This window comes from Arenicella xantha (assembly GCF_003315245.1).
In the GTDB taxonomy this organism is placed as follows: domain Bacteria; phylum Pseudomonadota; class Gammaproteobacteria; order Arenicellales; family Arenicellaceae; genus Arenicella; species Arenicella xantha.
In genome coordinates this window covers 773,873-791,474 of the sequence record NZ_QNRT01000002.1, presented here as the reverse complement: position 1 = coordinate 791,474, position 17,602 = coordinate 773,873, and the positions used below count along the sequence as shown (strand labels likewise).

General features: G+C 47.5%; 10 protein-coding genes. 6 read left to right on the top strand and 4 right to left on the bottom strand.

Annotated elements, in window-relative coordinates; translation table 11 throughout:
* Positions 1-44: 44 nt before the first annotated feature.
* Positions 45-4,331: a polysaccharide lyase family 7 protein gene (locus DFR28_RS09210; protein ID WP_113954035.1), complete on the bottom strand. Its 4,287-nt coding sequence runs from the start codon at positions 4,329-4,331 to the stop codon at positions 45-47.
* A 1,079-nt stretch (positions 4,332-5,410) separates the two neighbouring features.
* Here DFR28_RS09210 and DFR28_RS09205 point away from each other — a divergent pair.
* Both DFR28_RS09205 and DFR28_RS09200 read left to right on the top strand, forming a co-directional pair.
* Entirely contained in the window at positions 5,411-5,881 is a 471-nt protein-coding gene (locus DFR28_RS09205; protein ID WP_113954034.1) for a hypothetical protein, read from the top strand.
* Positions 5,882-6,135: 254 nt separating this feature from the next.
* Positions 6,136-7,050, top strand: a complete 915-nt coding sequence (locus tag DFR28_RS09200; RefSeq protein ID WP_147250980.1) for a hypothetical protein — start codon at positions 6,136-6,138, stop codon at positions 7,048-7,050.
* 87 nt (positions 7,051-7,137) lie between these two features.
* Here the strand turns inward: DFR28_RS09200 and DFR28_RS09195 are convergent, their stop codons facing one another.
* Entirely contained in the window at positions 7,138-10,131 is a 2,994-nt protein-coding gene (locus DFR28_RS09195) for a M36 family metallopeptidase (protein WP_113954032.1), read from the bottom strand.
* Positions 10,132-10,488: 357 nt separating this feature from the next.
* Between DFR28_RS09195 and DFR28_RS09190 the strand changes: the two genes are divergently transcribed.
* The 4 genes from DFR28_RS09190 (at position 10,489) to DFR28_RS09175 (ending at position 15,460) form a co-directional block, all read left to right on the top strand.
* On the top strand, positions 10,489-11,175 hold the full coding sequence (locus DFR28_RS09190) for a spermine/spermidine synthase domain-containing protein (RefSeq protein WP_113954031.1): 687 nt from the start codon (positions 10,489-10,491) through the stop codon (positions 11,173-11,175).
* A gap of 132 nt (positions 11,176-11,307) precedes the next feature.
* Entirely contained in the window at positions 11,308-11,982 is a 675-nt protein-coding gene (locus tag DFR28_RS09185; RefSeq protein WP_113954030.1) for a glutathione S-transferase family protein, read from the top strand.
* Positions 11,983-12,165: 183 nt separating this feature from the next.
* On the top strand, positions 12,166-12,648 hold the full coding sequence (locus tag DFR28_RS09180; protein ID WP_113954029.1) for a hypothetical protein: 483 nt from the start codon (positions 12,166-12,168) through the stop codon (positions 12,646-12,648).
* Between the two features lie 274 nt (positions 12,649-12,922).
* Positions 12,923-15,460, top strand: a complete 2,538-nt coding sequence (locus DFR28_RS09175) for a cation:proton antiporter (protein ID WP_170132043.1) — start codon at positions 12,923-12,925, stop codon at positions 15,458-15,460.
* Between the two features lie 38 nt (positions 15,461-15,498).
* Here the strand turns inward: DFR28_RS09175 and DFR28_RS09170 are convergent, their stop codons facing one another.
* Together DFR28_RS09170 and DFR28_RS09165 are read right to left on the bottom strand one after the other, a co-directional pair.
* Positions 15,499-16,797, bottom strand: a complete 1,299-nt coding sequence (locus tag DFR28_RS09170) for a type II toxin-antitoxin system HipA family toxin (RefSeq protein ID WP_113954027.1) — start codon at positions 16,795-16,797, stop codon at positions 15,499-15,501.
* Entirely contained in the window at positions 16,794-17,123 is a 330-nt protein-coding gene (locus DFR28_RS09165; RefSeq protein ID WP_113954026.1) for a helix-turn-helix domain-containing protein, read from the bottom strand. Before DFR28_RS09165 ends, DFR28_RS09170 begins: the two co-directional genes overlap by 4 nt.
* Between the last annotated feature and the right edge of the window lie 479 nt (positions 17,124-17,602).

The following is a 17,602-nucleotide window of genomic DNA, read 5'->3' as shown; positions in this document are numbered from 1 at the left end:
TAGACAATTTAACATCTACGTTAGTTCGCCCAGGTCGTTACGGACTAATGGCTATTCTCTAAACGATAAAAGCGTACTTGCGCAAAGTCATTACTAACGCCCGTGTTGTCCTGCGTGTAAGCGCCGGCTTTGAAATACATCCACTCATCGACAACATCGTAGCCGCTGTTTTCAGCAATTAGGTCAATTGTTTCAGTAGCAATAATTTCGCCATCGCGATCACCTCTGCGGATGATGATTTCTATTTCTCCCGCAATATTAGTGATCTCATAAGAGAATAGCTCACCAAGCGTAATTCCGTCGTTTACCGGATCGACTGCACTACTTGACGAGTCTCCAATGAGATTGAAGTGCGGTAGGTCATCGCCATTACGGATCTCACTCACGGCGTAAATGCTACCTTTAGTATTGCCGGGTAGCTTTCGATAATAGAGGCGTAGCGGCTCATCATTTTCCGCGTGGATTTGCCCTATGATCACTCGGCCAACTTGGCCGCTGACTCCGGTAGTAGTGACTTGGTCGATACTTAGGGTTGCGGTTAACCTACCGCCGCGCGCGCCGATATCTGGGTTCTCAGGCTGGTAGCCTAAAGCCCAGTTGTTGGCACTGACTCCTTGCGTGCTAATCGATGTGTCACCGGCGCGCAACATTTCTCGTAACTCTGATCGAACATAACTGGTGTTTTGCGATGTTCTAGCGCCGCCTACGGTCGATTTAAATACCATTGCACCATCTGAGCCAGTAAAGAAAAAAGGCTCTGAGCCGGGAAAAAGTTCGCCGCGAGCGAATGCCGCATCGTCAGTCCGCGCGGAAAATCCATCGCCTATTACACCGTCGTTATTGGGATCTAACCCCAATGGGTCCACGTTAGGTGCGTCAAGTGCCCAATCACTTAAATCAAAGTTTTCCCATGGAGCGAAACTAGGGTTCAAGCCAAAGTAATTAGCGACTTTTTCGGCGTTAGTCAGTTCTACATCGTCGTTCAGCAAGAGCAATGTAATGGCCGGTAGAGCGCCAATGAAGTTCTCAGATGGGGCGGATGGAGTGCCGTCGCCAGGTTGATCAACAGGCGGTTCAAATGGGAGTTCTTCGCCGGGAGGAAGTCCGGGAATGATCTCAACGTCTGGATGGTCGCCGATTGGTGGGTTGATCGGCGGAATTTCCACTTCTTCCACCTCAAAAAATGGGTTGTAGTTGATCGTGACACCGGTAATATCGATTCCATTATCGTTGACTATAGCGGGGTCGGTGCCGGGAGTGCTCGATGAACCAACAGCGTTAGAGTTCGCGTAGATAGCTAACATACCAAAATCAAACGATTCGGGTGCTACGTCGGTAACTCTTAACAAATTACCGAGGAACCTAGCGGTGATATCCAGCTCATCGGTGCCAGTGCGTTCAATCGTAAAACTGACTGTATAACTGGTGTCAGCAGCAATTACATAACCGATATCGTCTCCATTGCCTAAGGATGTGAACCCATCAGAGCTTGTTAATGAGCGACCCGTAGTCGACGGGTTAGACCGTCGAATATCTAAGTCGGTTGCAGGGTCTGCGCTTTCAATGTCCAGTTCAAGGTAATACCCCGGAAGGCCAGCGAAGTCGGCGTTTGGCGTTGACGAGCTAAAGCTGGTGTTTTGGCCCAGACGATCCTCTGCGATGCGACCTAAGTGGTCAAAGATTCCAAAGCGAAGGTCTTCATTGCCCGCTGCGACTGTCGCTGGAGTAGAGAAGTCAACGGAAACTTCGAGTGTGTCACCGACATTGACTAGTGTTTGAGTGTCGAATAGCGTGTGAATTTGGCGCCCGGATGTGCCGCTAACTAGACCGACAGAGTTGTTGTTAAACTCGATTGCGCTCGAATTGCTGGAGGCAAAATAGGAGTCACTTGCTGCGGTAGTTCCATTGCTGGCAAAATCATCATTAACTGCCGACGTGCGGATAAAGTCGACTTTGACACTGGTGATGTCGATGCCGTTATCATTGACGGTAGTGGGGTCGGTGCCCGGCGAGTTAGTTGAGCCAAATGCTTCTGACGATGCGTTTAACGCTAACAGGCCAAAATTAAACGACAACGGAGCTGTGTCGGTAACGGTGAATGTTCTACCTAGAAAAATTCCGCTGACATCAAGCTCATCGTTGGCAGTACGCACAATTTCCAAATACACGGTGTATTCCGTGTTGGGCTGAAAGGTGTAGCCAAGATCTGGGCCATTTCCCAGCGCAGTAAAACCACCAGTGGTATTGATCAAGCGGCCTGTTGTGGTGGGGCTGGATTTACGAATATCTAAGTCTGATTGTAGGCTGGATTGTTCAACATCTAATTCTAAGTAAAAGCCTGGCAAGCCGACAAAATCGGGATTGGGGTTAGACGAACTGTAGGTGGTGTTTTGCGCAAGCTGTTGTTGATTATTGCGGCCTAAATGATCGAATAAGCCGATGCGAAAATCTTCTCCGCCTGATGCAACGGTTGCTGGTGTAATGAACGTAATAGCGGTTCTTAATATGTCTCCTGCCTTCTCGAGAGTTTGAGTTTCGAATAGGGCATGAGCTGCGCGGCCAGAGGATCCGCTTACTAAGCCGATTGAATTATTATTGAACTCAAGCGCGCTGAGATTGCTTGAGGTGTAGTAATCCGCATCAAGCTCAGCAGTGCCATCGGCAAGAAAATTGTCATCAACAACGGTTGCCGTGTTCGAATTGCCGGTGTCGCCACCATCTCCTGGTTCAAACGGAATTAACTCGACGGTGAATTTATTGATGTCGATGCCGTTGTCATTAACGGTTACTGGGTCGGCTCCTGGCGTATTCGAAGAACCGAAGGCTCCAGATGATGAGCCGAGCGCTAACATGCCAATGTTAAAGGACGCCGGTGTTGTATCGCTAACGGTGAAAGTGTCGCCACCGAAATCTACCGTTATCGCTAGCGAATCTGTTTCGGTGCGCATTAGGGACAGCTCTACAGTGTACTCAGTGTTTGCGACAATCGAATACCCTAGATCTTCGCTATCTCCAAGCGCTGTGAAACCAGTCGATGTGGACAGCAAGCTACCGGTTGTCGATGGGTCTGATCGGCGAACTTGTAAGTCCGAAGTCGGGTCAACACTTTCGACATCTAGTTCGACATAGAAACCAGGTAAGCCGGAGAAATCTGCATTAGGATTAGACGAATCATAACTGGTGTTCTGAGCCAATTGAGCCGCATTGTCACGGTCTAAGTGGTCAAATAGGCCAATACGAATATCTTCGTTGCTGGCCGCCACCGTTACCGGTGTTGTAAAGGTAATTGAAGCCTTGAGTGTGTCGCCAGCATTGATTAGAGATTGAGTGTCGAATAAGGCGTGAATCTGACGGCCTGACGAGCCGCTTACCAACCCGATGGAGTTTGTATTAACTTCAATTGCCGTGCTACCACTGGAGGCGAAGTAGGCGGCGTCGGTAGCGGCGGTTCCATCGGCTGCAAAATCGTCATTGACGACCTTGGACTCATCAACAATAACATCGGTAGTCGGTATGAATTCAACGGTGAAGTTATTGATGTCGATGCCATTGTCATTAACCGTTGCGGGGTCTACATCTGGCACGTTAGTGGAACCGAAAGCTCCAGACGAAGATCCCATTGCTAACATGCCAAAGTTAAAGGAGGCGGGTAATAGATCGGTCGTGGTAAATGTGTACTCGCCGAAATCAGCGGTGATCGACAGCGTATCGGCACTGGTTCTTAGCACTGTTAACTCGACGCTGTATTCAGTGTTGGCGGCTATTGAATAGCCTAGGTCTGCGCTGTCGCCAAGAGCTGTGAAACCCGTTGATGTTGACAGTAGACGACCTGTTGTCGACGGGTCAGAACGGCGAAGCTGTAGGTCTGTGGTTGGATCGGCGCTTTCGACATCTAATTCAAGGTAAAACCCAGGTAAGCCCGAGAAATCTGGATTGGGGTTTGATGAGTCGTAGCTGGTGTTTTGCGCCAGTTGCGCGGCGGAATTCCTCTCTAGGTGATCAAACAGGCCGATCCGAAGGTCTTCGTTGCTAGACGCGATGGTTGCTGGTGTCGTGAAGGTGATCGATGCCTTAAGCATATCGCCGGCATTGTCTAGAGATTGAGTGTTGAATAAGGCGTGGACCTGACGGCCGGACGAGCCGCTGACTAAGCCGATTGAGTTTGCGTTTATCTCAAGGGCGTCTGAACTGCTAGAAGCGAAATAGGCCGCGTCGGTGGTTATTGTTCCGTCAGTCGCAAAGTCGTCATTGACCACATTCGTGGCGTGTGTAGCTGCCGAGAAGATTATGCATGAATAGGTGTAGATAATAGCTAGGTACTTGAAATTCATAATTAAATTCCTAAATGTTGGAGAATTTTTCGAGGTGTGAGAAATGCTTTACACCCTAATTACAACAAGTTGATGTGCTACTGATCAGCGCATCGCCATTACTATTTTTATAAGTATTTTCATTAAAGATGTTCCTCTGTGTGGTGTGTTTGCACTAACTCTTTATTTTTTAATTTGAGTTAGTTGCAAGTTTGTAGACTGGAGTCACGAGGTTTTACTCGGATAATTCGCACTAATTGTTAGTCAAGATTTGTGAGTAGGGCTGCGTTCACAAAACTGTTTCCGAGAAAATAATTGGCCTGGAGTCGTCACAGTCGCATCGTCAATAAGTAGCCGTTTAGAGCAAAATGTCGATCTAAAAAGTTGTATGACACATGTTAAGAATTTTCTTAACCCTTGCATTTAATCTTAATAAAATTGAAACATCAAGCAATCCTGTATAACAATGTTTCTTTTATTGGTAATACAATATTAGAGCTAGTTGAAATACCAAAGGTTGACTAACTTTGAATTGCGTGGCGTCAGCGTTATACAGAATTTCTTATTACTGGTCGATTATTGACATGTAATGCACGAAATTGGCCTATAAATTGGGCCATTTTGACTAAAGTAATAATTGTAAAAAACTGCGAGAGTTTGTCGGTGGTTGCTGTGTTTTTACTGCGAATGATAGTCAAAAGCTCATGATATATAGTTTTACTACTCTCAAGGTATTGCCTGACTTACATAATTGGTAATACCAAAATGTCATTCATTTGTGACGGCTGGCGGAGTGAGCAACGTTTACTTTCGGCGGCTCACTTTAATGGACAAAAGTACCGTAAATAGCTTGATCGTACGGCTAACTTGGATTAGCCTTTTAGGCGCATTCTCTTGGGGGGAATAATATGGAAATTTTGGAATAGCCGTGCTGTAAGCGAGCATTCCTATAGAGCGTTGCCTGCTGGCTCGGTCCTTAATTACATATTCGACTCTTCTTAATTACAGTGAATAGTGCCACCGCGACCGTTGATTCCATAACATCTGACCGGGCGCCCGTTATCGAATTCATTGTTAACTAATAAATAAAGGATAATTTTATGAAAAGAGTATTAACAACAGTTTTGCTATTTTGTGTTTGCAGCTCGGCATTCGCGACTACTTATTCATCGCGCAATTCGACGGCTTACCTACTGGGCCAATATGCCTCGCATACGATAACAACGCATCCGGCCCAGCCTTATTCGGCGGTTTATTCGTGGCGTACGCATGTAAAATTTGATGGTGATCCCGGCCCGCTTGGCTATAACGGCGATATTATTGGATACACAGACGGTAGCGGAGCTTTGATCATTGAGGCAATTATTGCAAATGATCCTGTCTATTGCGGAACCTATCATGCAGAGCGTGTTGCAGTGGGTTCGCCGACTAACCCGAAGTCTAATTATATAAATTTTAAAATAGAGGTTGGGCTTATTGGGCCTAGACCACCATGGTTTAATCAGTGCCGTGAAGGCACCGGCACTGGCGGCGGTTCAGGCGGCGGTGGTGGCGGCACTATCGAGCAATAATGTAGTAAGCAAAAAGCCTCGCTTGATGCGGGGCTTTTTGCTGTAGAAGTTGGGGTTAGGTCTACAAGTAATATCTTGCCGAATCTACGTTGCTTGCTTCGAAGTAATTATTTGTCAACTAGTATCATCTCATTGGCTAATCGGGATGTGCATTTCGGGCGTTTTTATTCTCTAGTTTTGACCTGCTAAATGATGGTTTCTGTTATAAGGTAATTCGAATTATTAAGTTTGAGACGTTTACAATATTTCATCATATGGATTGGATAAATTCACATTTCTCGCTTCACGAAAAATTGCCCCGCCCTGACTGGGACGGCATCTATCGTTACGTGGACTCTAACGTAGTGAGCCAAGATCACAACGCGCTTTGGTGTGATATCGCTCGGACTTGGATGCGCGAGTTGATTGCACACTTGCCGGCGGGCTATGCCCAGACCGAGACGGATAACTTCATTTTGGTTAGCAATGAGACAATCCGTTACAACAATAATTTTTTAGGTTTTCTAGAGCGCTGTCGTAAGCGCCTGCTAAGCACTTTACGTGGTATAGCGAGCGATGCAGGTTACGGGAAGCATGTGGTCGTTATCTTTGGCGAGATTGATCATTACTATGACTATGTAAGTTTTTACGGGCCGCAAGAGGGTACATACGGGTTAAGTTCTGGCATGTATCTGAACTATGGGTATGGGCATTTTGTATTTCAACACGATAACTTGGATAACGCAGAGTTGATTGCAGCACATGAGATGACGCATGCGCTAGTTGATCACCTGCCGATTCCGGCATGGTTAAACGAGGGCATGGCGGTGAATATGGAGGCCGCTATTTGCGGGCAAATGCCAGTGCTGCTTGACCGAGAGATGTTTAACAAACATCAACGGTTCTGGGGCGAAGCCGAGATGCAAGAATTTTGGCGCGGGGATTCATTTTTTCGCCCTGATGAAGGTCAAGCGTTAAGCTATCAGCTTGCTCAAATTTTAGTTACTAATTTGTCTGAGAATTACTCCGCCTTTGTTGAATTTGCTAACCAAGCAAATAGGGATGACGGTGGCGAAGCGGCGATTGACTCGGTATTCGATATCAGCTTGGGCGACATGGTAGCCAATTTTTTGGGCGAAGGCGATTGGTGGCCTCAGCCTGAAACTTGGCCGGCAATGGATTGCGCGTAATATCGTGTAGGATAGTGCAGGCCTAGATGTGCTTTTCTTGTTACGCGCCTTAAGGTCAAGCATCCAAGAATTAATTGTTCGCGTTAACTACAAACAAATCACTACGGCGCCATTGGCAACTTTAATTGGCAAGCAAAATCCGCTAATGTCTTTACCATCTTCCGGCAGGACTTCTTGGAACGGCTGTTTTGCCACACCGCTGATGCTGATGTTGTCTAGTTGCCAGCGGAGTGGTGCTAAAGCCTCGATTCGAAAACGAATTTTAAATTGAGTGCCATTCGGTATGGTAAGACTGGTTAGATGTTGTGGTTCCAGATTCGGAAAACTTGAGGACGTATCTTCATACGGATTGCTTGTTACATCGAACGGAGTCCAGTCGATGCCATTCTCGGAGATTTCGATCAATGCTTCACCGCTTGTCAGTTCGAAGGCATGCTCAAAATTAAGCGATACTTCTGATCCAATGGCTTGCATCCAAGGGCTTTCCCAAGCTCGGCTTACATAGCCTTCTTGTCCTAATACTGGTTCTTGTAGTTCGAAAACTGAATTGTTGGCGCCGTATACCTCTTGCCATTTAGAGTCGACGTAGGTCTGCGGTGATTGGCGCGACAGAGACCAATCACGCATGGTTAGGTCGAACTCATTACCTATTGCGTCAGTTGAGGTTTGAGTGGCTAAATCGTAATGGGTGCGGTGCTGCGTGACCAAGTTATAGTCGCGTTCCCAGTTTGGGTTGCTGCCACTAAGGTTGACTGCGATGGCAAAGTTGCTTAGATCAAAATGACGATTATGCAGTAAACGTAGTGGTAATTTTATTTGAGCCTGTTGCCCCGGAGCCAGGTTGGTGAGCTGCACCGGTGTGGCGGAGCTTACTTGGTAGTCGCTCGATGGCAACACCAAGCTTAAGCTTGCTTGACTGATGGTTTCAAAGCCGGTGTTTTGTAGGTTCAGCACAAGCTGTCCGGTCTCGTTTTGATCTAGAATACCGTCTTGGTCTAGGCTGACGATGTTATCTTTCAGCGTACTACTCACAATGCTCAAATGTAGACTTGCGGATGAGAAGCTCTCGACTACCTCGGCAAAGGTTTTTGAGTTGCGCGGCGGAGCGATAGCTTCAGCGCCCATGCCTTTATTGGAGAAGCGAATTTGACAGGCATCAAAGTCGCTGGTTGAGGTTTGTTTTATGCTGCTTAACAACGCATTGCGAGCTTCCAAAAAAGTTGGGTTGGGTGGTGTGTTGGCCATGGCACCAACCACATAGCTCGCAAGTAGGTTGCGCTTGGTTGCAAAATCAATGTTAGGGCGTTGCAGTAAGACGTCGCGAAAGCAGGCGAGCACGGCATTGGCCCATATCTCACCGGCAGTGTGAATTTGCGAATTCTGGGTGGCGCGGCCGTTATAATCTGAATACTCGATGTTCGCAGGCAGTGGTGCTTTGTGAGCAATATGACCAAAGGTGAACGGGTTGGCCGAACCGTAAGGTAGTCGTCTAATACCGTAGAAATAAGGGTCAGGAAACGTTTCGCTACGTCGCTCTTGGGTGAAGTAGCCGCCTAGTGAATAGGAGCTAGTGAAGCCAAGCGAGTTACTATTATCGAGGTGGTTTGGCTTCATTGACATCAATACACCAACGACATCGGCCCAGCCTTCGTTAATGGCGCTGGACTGGTTGTCGGCGATTAGTATGTTAGGGTTTACCAGTCGGCGATACATGTAATGAGTCCACTCATGAGCGAAGATCGACGTGTCAAAGGCGGTGCTGCCGCCGCGTGATCGACCTAAATGGATTACGGGTGAGGTGCCGTCTTCAGTAGTTGTGATGAAGGTGAAGCTGTTTATGTGCACTATTAGCGGATCCCCTTCGATGCCGCCTCGACCATAATTAGAAGACTGCGCATTTCCGGCCAACTCGGTGAAGCCCGCATCGTAAAATACATCGTGCATCAAGTTGGCGAGATAAAATGCTTGGACTTGTTGGGCGTTAATCGCTTCGACCTGTTGTGCGCTGGGATTACTAATGCTGTCAAACGGCTGGTTGTAGTCGCTTTGATAGTCCGTTGGTGAATAATCAAAGATTAATTTGTTGTCGGTGACCGGTGCTCGAAAATCTTGATCGAAGGCATCTCCTCGAATTCGGTACTGTGGGCCATAGCCATCGCCAAAGAAGTCAAAAACTCCATCAGTGTCGCGAGTGAAGTTGAAAAACACATCGGCATTATTGCCAACCGTCTCAGTGGCATTGTCGGGCAGCCACGGGTCATTCGACGTGTTTGATAACTCAGTAATATTGAATTCACTTTGAGCTACGAACATGCTCGGTGGCGTGGCGCTCGGCGCACCCGTTGCGTGTGGTGAGACGTCACCATGCGGCGTTTGATGCGGAAGTTCAGGGGCGCCATCAGCGTAGATGTTGTAGGTGTAAGCTGTCAGGTCGTGGGACAACGGATATTTAGCTAGCAAGTCTGCATTGTCTGCTGAGATGACTAGGCTAAATAACGCCGGTTGTCCATTTAGCATTTGGCTGGCCGACACGGTGTAGGCGGGCAACAAGGTGTTGTCACGCTTAAACCAGCCGCGTTTAAGTGTATGGGCTTGTGGTTGGATTGTGGGTTGGATAGTCGAATATTCAACGAGTTTTGTTAATACCGCTTGCTCGTTCAAACTCCACAGCCGTGATGCAACGTTGAGTTTGGAGGTTGGCCGACTGACATGATAGCTGATGGTCTCTATTCGCTGTTGTGGCGAGAGGCGAACTACGGCCCAGTCGTTTATGATCGGAATGTCATGGAATCGACGCGTGTATTTTTGCACAGTGCCGCCATTGCGCAGGGATACCGCGGCGACTTGCTGCAGCGAGATGCTAGCATTCGCGCCTGGCAGTTGCGCTTCTAAGCTGGTACGCATCGCTAAATCTGAAGCACTTGCTTTAGATAGCACCAAGATTGATGGTGCCGACTTCAGGCCTTCTAGTGATTCAACAGTAATCGCTGCGATCGCACTATTACTGCTCATTATTAAAGCGCAAATAGCCGAAATAATGATGCTGCTACCGAGGCGCGGATTTGGAATTGATAGGTTCATTCCCAAGTCATAACATAATTTCGTCGCTGGAGAAATATGGTACGGGAGTGATCGCAAGGGAATCTGAGATTGGGGCGGCCGTATGGCCCGTTTAGCCTAACATTTTTTGCGGCGATGTGGTTTTGTCAGAGAGTAGAGCGCTTACTTTGATTGGTTGTAGCGTCGCAATAACAACCATAAAACTAGCGTGTGAAGTAAATAAATCGATTGGTAGTACGGTTTTCTGCAGAGCTTTGCTAAATGCCTAAACAAGCAGTGTTAATATGCGGTTCTTATTGGTCGTGATAGTTGGTAACAGCAAGCGCTGACAACGACTACCCATAAACATTACCAGCTATCTACTGGCTATCACTTTACATGAAAAAAACGATACCTACGGTCTTATTAGGCAAGGCTATTATTCCGAATGACGGCGGCGAGTTGACGTTAACTCAACGAGATGGTGATTTCGCTATTTCGTTAACCGGTGTGCATGGCGAGTTAATGTCGAGCCGTATGTATTCGTCGGAGGTGGCGTTGTCTGAATTAGGTTGTGCACATCTAGAGGGCGTTGAAAATGCCAAGGTATTGGTTGGTGGCTTAGGGATGGGCTTTACTCTTGGCGCTGCGCTGCAAGCGGTCTCAATCAGCTCCGAGGTGGTGGTGGCGGAATTAGTGCCCGAAGTTGTTGAGTGGAATAAAGGTCCGTTGGGAGAATGTGCTGGCAGACCTCTGGACGATACGCGAACGCGGGTTTACTTAGGTGACGTAGCTGAGTTGTTCTTAACTCAGCAAGCCACCTACGATGCAATTTTATTAGATGTTGATAATGGCCCTGAAGCGTTTACGCATGATGATAATAGTGCGCTCTATTCAATCGATAGCTTGCACACAATTCGCGCGATGCTCCGCCCCAAAGGTGTGCTTGCGGTCTGGTCAGCTTGGCATGATCCCAGTTTTACTAAGAAGCTCAAAAAAGCGCGGTTTGACGTCAGCTATAAAACGGTTAGGGCGCATAAAGGAAAAGGCAGTAAACACACTATTTATTTAGCCAAGGTAAACTAAGAGTAGTCTGTGAATAGTCAATTTTTACTATATGGGCTTTACGCAATAAGGCATGTGATAGGATTTCGGAACAGGCTCGATAATTGCGAGTAAATAGCTTCAAACTAAGTAACCCAAGTTAGGTATATAACAATGTTAACTCTGCATCATTTGGAATATTCGCAATCATATCGGGTGCTATGGCTGCTGGAAGAATTAGGCGCTACCTATGAGCTCAAAGTGTATGAACGTGATAAGCAGACTCGGCTTGCACCAGCTGATTATAAAGCGGTTTCGCCGCTAGGTACGTCACCGGTAATCACTGATGGCGACCTTAATTTGGCCGAGACTAGTACCATCTTTGATTACATCCTAGATCAATACCCCGAGTCACCTTTAAGGCCAGCGCCGCACTCGGCTGCTCGCACGGACTATTTGTTTTGGTTTCACGCCGCGCAAGGTTCGATGATGCCAATGATGTTGATGAGCATTGTATTTCAGATGTTGGAAACACGCTCGCCAAGACTAATTCGGCCATTAATCAAAACGGTGCTTGGTAAGGCGTCATCGGCAATGGTTAAACCTAGAATGAAACTTCTATTGGATAAGGCCGAAGCCGATTTGGCGGCTACAGGTTGGTTTGCTGGAGACGCGTTAAGTGCGGCAGATATGATGTTGAGTTACCCATTGGAATCTGCTGATAGCAAAGGTTTACTCAAAAACGATTACCCGAATTGTCGAGCTTGGGTACAGCGTATCAAGCAAGTTTCTAGTTATCAGTCAGCAAAACAAAAAGACGGTCGGCCGAGCGCTGTATTCGAGATGTAGGTGTGAATCTCCTTTTTGAGGCTCGGTCAGTGTGGTGGCGCTTTTATAAGAGATGCGCAAGTCGAAGAAATCCAGCTGTGCAATACCGAGATTGATTTGTCTCTATAGCGCTGGATATGCCTAGATGGTTTCGTTATTATCCCGCCTCGACGCAAATTAGGGACAATTTCAGGACATCTATTCATGTTTTATTATTCAAAAATTCTGTTGGTGGCGCTATGCCTGACTTTTATTTCAGCTTGTGACAATGGTGGCACCTCATCTGGTGGTGGCAATGCGGTGACGCCAACGCCTGCACCGACACCAACCCCTGCGCCACCGACAACTCAGGCCGGTGAAGGCGCTATCGCCTGTCTCGCGCAGGTTCAAGTGCGAACTAATCGCACGGCTTTAGTGCAGAATGTATGTGGCTATCCCATTAATGTTCGTCAAACCAACTCTCGATTTGATACTGCCGCACCGGTTACCGAAATCGCGCCGGGGCAGTTAGTGGCTGTGCCGCTTGGGGACGACTCCTTGTCCATTGAGCTCGGTGCATGCCGTTCACCGTCTACCCCTGAGCCATCGTCTCCTGGTTTTTTCGTTTGTAGCCAAATAACCGTGAGCAGTAAATCGACCGGTGTGATCGATCAGCAGCAATTTAACGTGTTTCGTATATCGCGATAATCTAGGGCGCGCGCTGCGGATTCGATCTTCTCCGTAGTGCGCCATCTTAATGGTGGCGTTAAGCGCCTATTGGTAGGATGATTATCGGCGTTGCCGATTTCTTTGTAATTGGTGGGTTCGATCCAGGCCAAGCCGCACTTGTAGAAAGTGCTTAACGTTCTTGCGTAACTCATCTGGGTATGACTGTTGTGTTTGCATGAATAGTCATCGCTGTGGCTGGCTGAGTCACGGTTATGTGACCTGTTATACTGATCAAAAATAGAATCAGATGACAATGAATACCGCCACTAGCACCGTTCAACAAGTAACGCAGGTTGCCGACCATCACACTATGCTGTTGGTGCTTGGTATTACCGGTTTGCTCGCTTTAGCGGTCTTGGTTGTGCCGTTAGCCGCTAGGCTCAAAATTCCGTTTACCGTAATGCTGGCGGCGGTTGGCGTGTTAATTGGTCTCGGCACAGAGTTTGTTCTGATGCTGCCAGGGCTGGGCATTTTACACGAGTTTGTCACCGCGCTTAACTCTCTGCAGATCACGTCCGATGCGGTATTTTTCGTATTTCTACCAGCGCTAGTATTCGAGTCTGCGCTGTCGATCGACGTGCGGCGCTTGTTCGACGACCTCTCGCCGATTTTAATGTTGGCGATTGTTGGTTTGCTAATCTCAACCGCGGTAATTGGGTTCTCTATGGCCGCCTTAACCCATGTTCCATTGCTCGTCTGCTTGCTTTTGGGAGCTATTGTGTCCGCCACTGACCCAGTGGCAGTGGTTGCTATATTCAAAGACTTAGGTGCGCCGCAGCGCTTGGCTATTTTGGTCGAAGGCGAAAGTTTGTTCAATGATGCAACCGCGATTGTGGTGTTCACCATTATCTCCGCGATGTTGCTGGGTCAGTCTGACCCCACGTTGTTAAGTGGTATTGCCGCGTTCATTAAGGTGTTCTTTGGCGGCATTATTGTTGGCTACCTTGCGGCTCGGCTGATCTGCTTTGTGCTGGTGCATATTGGCGACTCTAATCTACCCAGAGTTACCCTGACTATTTCTTTGGCGTATCTGTCTTTCATTATCGCTGAGCACAGTTTGCATGTCTCTGGGGTTATGGCGGTGGTGACTGCTGCTTTAGTACTAGGTTCACGTGGCCGTAGCGTCATTACTCAAAGTGCTTGGCATGGCTTGGAAGAAGTTTGGGAGCAGGTCGGTTTTGTCGCCAATTCCGTGATCTTTATTTTAGTTGGACTTAAAGTGCCGTCGATTATGGCGGCTATGACTAGTCAACAGTTTGGCTGGCTAGGGGTTTTGTTGCTAGCCGGATTTGTTGCGCGCTTTGCCATAATATTTGGTTTGGTGCCAGCTATGGGCCGTCTAGGCTGGTCGGCACAGGTCAGCACCGGCTATCGAGCCGTAATGTTTTGGGGCGGGCTGCGTGGTGCTGTGTCGTTAGCGTTGGCACTTGCGGTAATCGAAAATGATGGCTTTGCGCCGCAGACTCAAGAGTTCTTAGGCGTCATGGTGACCGGGTTTGTGTTATTCACTTTGGCTGTTAATGCCACAACGGTGTCTCTTGTGATGCGCGCGTTTGGCCTAGCCAAGCTCGGGCCTGCGGATACAGCGATCCGTGACCGAGCATTCTCCAAAGCGATGGCTAGTGTTAGTGAGCGCGTCAAGGGAACTGCTCGCGCCATGCATATTGGTGAAGAGCAAACAAGCTTGGTGGTGCAGCCTTATGAGCAATTAATTACTGCTAGCGCACAAAGAGTCGGTGAAAATAATTTGACTGATGAGGAGTGGTTGCTGATTGGCTTGCGCATGGTTTGCATGAACGAGAATAAAGCGTATGCCAAAATGTTGGACCAAGGCGAAATTTCATCTGATACGGCACGTAGTCTATTTGGTCACGCGGCTGATGGTATGGATAGCATAAAACACGGTGGGCTTGATGCTTATCTAAAAGATTATCGTAAGAAGCTCGGTTTTCACTGGCATACAAAGTTGGCCATGGCGTTACAGCGCCATTTAGGAATTACTGGTTTATTGGCAAAAAATCTAGCTAATCGCTTTCAGGTGTTGGAGGCGAAGTGCACTGTATTGCATAATTTACGCGATAATGTTGTCACGCAGCTTACCGATATGATCGGCCTAGCGGCGGCCGCTAAGTTGCAGCGCGTGTTGGAAGGCCGCGACCTTGAAACAGAGCAGGCGTTACAAGTGCTTAGAGTGTGCTATCCAGAGTATGCTAAGGCATTGGAAAAAAGAGTTTTGCAGCAGACCGCCATGCGTTTGGAGCTAGGACAATACAACGATATGATGGCAAACTCACTGATCAGCAAAGAAGTTGCTAGTAAATTAAAAGAGGATATGGGCATGCGCTATGAAGAGTTAAAAGAAGATATGGAGCTTGATTTGGGCTTAGATGCCAAAGAGTTGGTTTCCAAAATGCATTTTTTTCAGAACTTAGATCAAAGCGTTCAGCACGATATAGCTAAATTACTAAAGCCTCGATTGGCCTTGCCTGATGAGGTTATCTTTGAAAAGGATGGTCCGCCGGATGCGATGTATTTTATCTCTTCGGGCGCAGTCAGAGTTGAGTTAGATAACAAGACAGTGATAATCGGTAGTGGTGATTTTTTCGGAGAAATGGCGCTGTTACATCAGAAACCTCGAATGGCTGGCGTAGTGTCCGATGGTTTTAGTGAGCTGTTAGTGCTCCATACCAAGGATTTTAATGAGATGCTAAGTAAGGATGATGTGCTGCGCGAGCAGATAGAGAAAATCGACCGGCAACGCACCATCGATAATCAATATGGCGCAAATTAAGTCGATTAGTGTTTTCGCGCTGACGTTCGCCTAGCTGGTCAGTGCCACTTTAGGCGCAATGTACTCTCTACATGGTGTTGTAATCTTGCCGGTATGTTTAGCTCCTTAGCTAAGTGTGGCCACTGTGCAAAGGCGCTCACCACTTCTTCGAGTATCCGTTTGTCTCGGCCCCTCGGTAGGCCAGCGTAGTCGGCTAGGTGCTTTAAGTCGGCCAGCTCGAAGTTGTTAGTTTTGCCATTGATGCTGAGCTGGTGGTTTTTAGTAAAGTCACTGCCTTCTGCATGGCAGAGATCGTACGCCGGACTAAGACGCCAGTCGCCTTGACGATTCATGATGAGCGCAAAGTTTTTGACGTGATCGTCTTGGTTGCAGCCAACAATATTAAACACAGTACGCCTAAATTGTTGCTCTATGTCAGTTTGTGGCAGCCCTAATTGTTTGAGTGTCATGAACAATTGCTCGTAAGAGTAATAGCCACTTTCCCAATAGTCAAAGTGGGCGAGGGCGCCGAGTGTTTGGACAAATTGTTTGTTGCCCGCTTCATCTCGGTCAAAGCGTTTAGTCATAAAATGGTTGCGCCCGTTTTCGCTAAACAGCCGACTCTCCATCATCGTCACTTGGCAGCGTTTGGCGATTTCGTAGTAACTGTATTCGAGTAATCCATAGCCAGCTGGGTCGGCGACGCCCCAGTCGCCATTGTATTCAACGCCATCAAATTTTATCAGCCAGTGTTGGTATCCGCTCGGGAGATTAAGTTGCCCAGATCGTACGATCGATGTGCTTGGGTCGAATGCAATCACCGCCTTGGCGCGCGCACCGCCAGCTGATGTGCCAAGGCTTAGTATATCGAATAGATCTTGGTCCTTAGCCTGGTCGTTAAATTTGGCTTGCAGGTTCTGTTTACTAGCGAAGGCCATGGAGGCGAGTTCGACCAGTTCTTGTACTTCTAGTTGCTGACTGGGAGGTGCTGCTGTGTCCATCGAGGGCTCAAACTCTAACGCGCCCATGCCGCGTGTGCCGGTATAACATAGTCGGTCAACCGCATTAAAACTCTGGCTTTCACGTCCAGTTTGCGCCAACCATACGTCGATGAGCTTGTTGCCGTATTTGTCCGGCAGGCTATCGGCTAATAGGCCAGGTAAGCCGTGGAATGCGCGCGGATGTAGGTCGCTGAATTGATAGATGCGTCGCTCGATAGCGGGCATCATTAGTGGCGCTAGTTCGATGCCGGTTTTGACAAAGTCTGGGTCGTATTCGAAGCGAGCGAAACGTTCACCTTGATCCATCGACACATAGCCAATTGTTGTGCCCCATAATTTAACGGTGGCTGTGGTCATTTCAGTTCATCGCGCCAGATAGGGCTTGGTGAATCGCTTGCCCGTGAGCGACGTTTGCGACTAAGTGCTTCAGCCATCGGTGAGTTGAAGGATTCAGGCAGAAGTTGGTCAATAGCGTTGCTCATTTCGAGCGCTTTCATCAGCTTGATCCATGAACTTAATTGACTGTCTTTACCGTCTTCAATGCGGCGCAGGGTTGCTACGCCAATACCCGCTGCTTCAGCAAGCTGGGTTTGGGTATAGTCATATTGTTTGCGAATTTTCTGCAAGCGCGCGCCTAATTCTTGTTGGATAAGCTTGTCTGGTGAAAGGTGTGATATTTTCATTTGATCATATGTGATTGATTTATGCTTATAAAGCTTATGAAAATATCATATATGATATTTATCGTAATTGATAATGCTTATGCAAGATTAGATTGTTTTTAATATCATATGTGATTTAAAATTGCCAATATATGGTTTATATCGATCATTAATGATCGATATAAACTTTTAACGATTTAACAGTATTTAGAACTGATTGACGGAAATTCAGTAAAGTATGTGTGTGACAAGCTTGCTGTGGATTCCTATTGGATGTACTTAAATCGAGGGCTTTAATGCTGAGCTCTCCGCTATGCGGTTTATCTCGCTTGCCACAGACGATCAATACAACCTAAGCCCACGCTATTAAGTTGTTGTGTCTAAGTATTGCGCAAAATTGTACTTAAAGTTGATCTAGCTCAATGCGCCATGTTGATCGTCGGGCAGACTTGGCTATTGAGATGAGCGTGGCTTAAATGTGACTGTACATAGTTGCTGCG

Bases quoted from the DNA above. Each gene is read 5' to 3' on its own strand.
- DFR28_RS09185 (WP_113954030.1), top strand. From the start codon at position 11,308: ATGTTAACTCTGCATCATTTGGAATATTCGCAATCATATCGGGTGCTA.
- DFR28_RS09205 (WP_113954034.1), top strand. From the start codon at position 5,411: ATGAAAAGAGTATTAACAACAGTTTTGCTATTTTGTGTTTGCAGCTCG.
- DFR28_RS09195 (WP_113954032.1), bottom strand. From the start codon at position 10,131: ATGAACCTATCAATTCCAAATCCGCGCCTCGGTAGCAGCATCATTATT.
- DFR28_RS09165 (WP_113954026.1), bottom strand. From the start codon at position 17,123: ATGAAAATATCACACCTTTCACCAGACAAGCTTATCCAACAAGAATTA.
- DFR28_RS09175 (WP_170132043.1), top strand. From the start codon at position 12,923: ATGAATACCGCCACTAGCACCGTTCAACAAGTAACGCAGGTTGCCGAC.
- DFR28_RS09210 (WP_113954035.1), bottom strand. From the start codon at position 4,331: ATGAATTTCAAGTACCTAGCTATTATCTACACCTATTCATGCATAATC.
- DFR28_RS09200 (WP_147250980.1), top strand. From the start codon at position 6,136: ATGGATTGGATAAATTCACATTTCTCGCTTCACGAAAAATTGCCCCGC.
- DFR28_RS09170 (WP_113954027.1), bottom strand. From the start codon at position 16,797: ATGACCACAGCCACCGTTAAATTATGGGGCACAACAATTGGCTATGTG.
- DFR28_RS09190 (WP_113954031.1), top strand. From the start codon at position 10,489: ATGAAAAAAACGATACCTACGGTCTTATTAGGCAAGGCTATTATTCCG.
- DFR28_RS09180 (WP_113954029.1), top strand. From the start codon at position 12,166: ATGTTTTATTATTCAAAAATTCTGTTGGTGGCGCTATGCCTGACTTTT.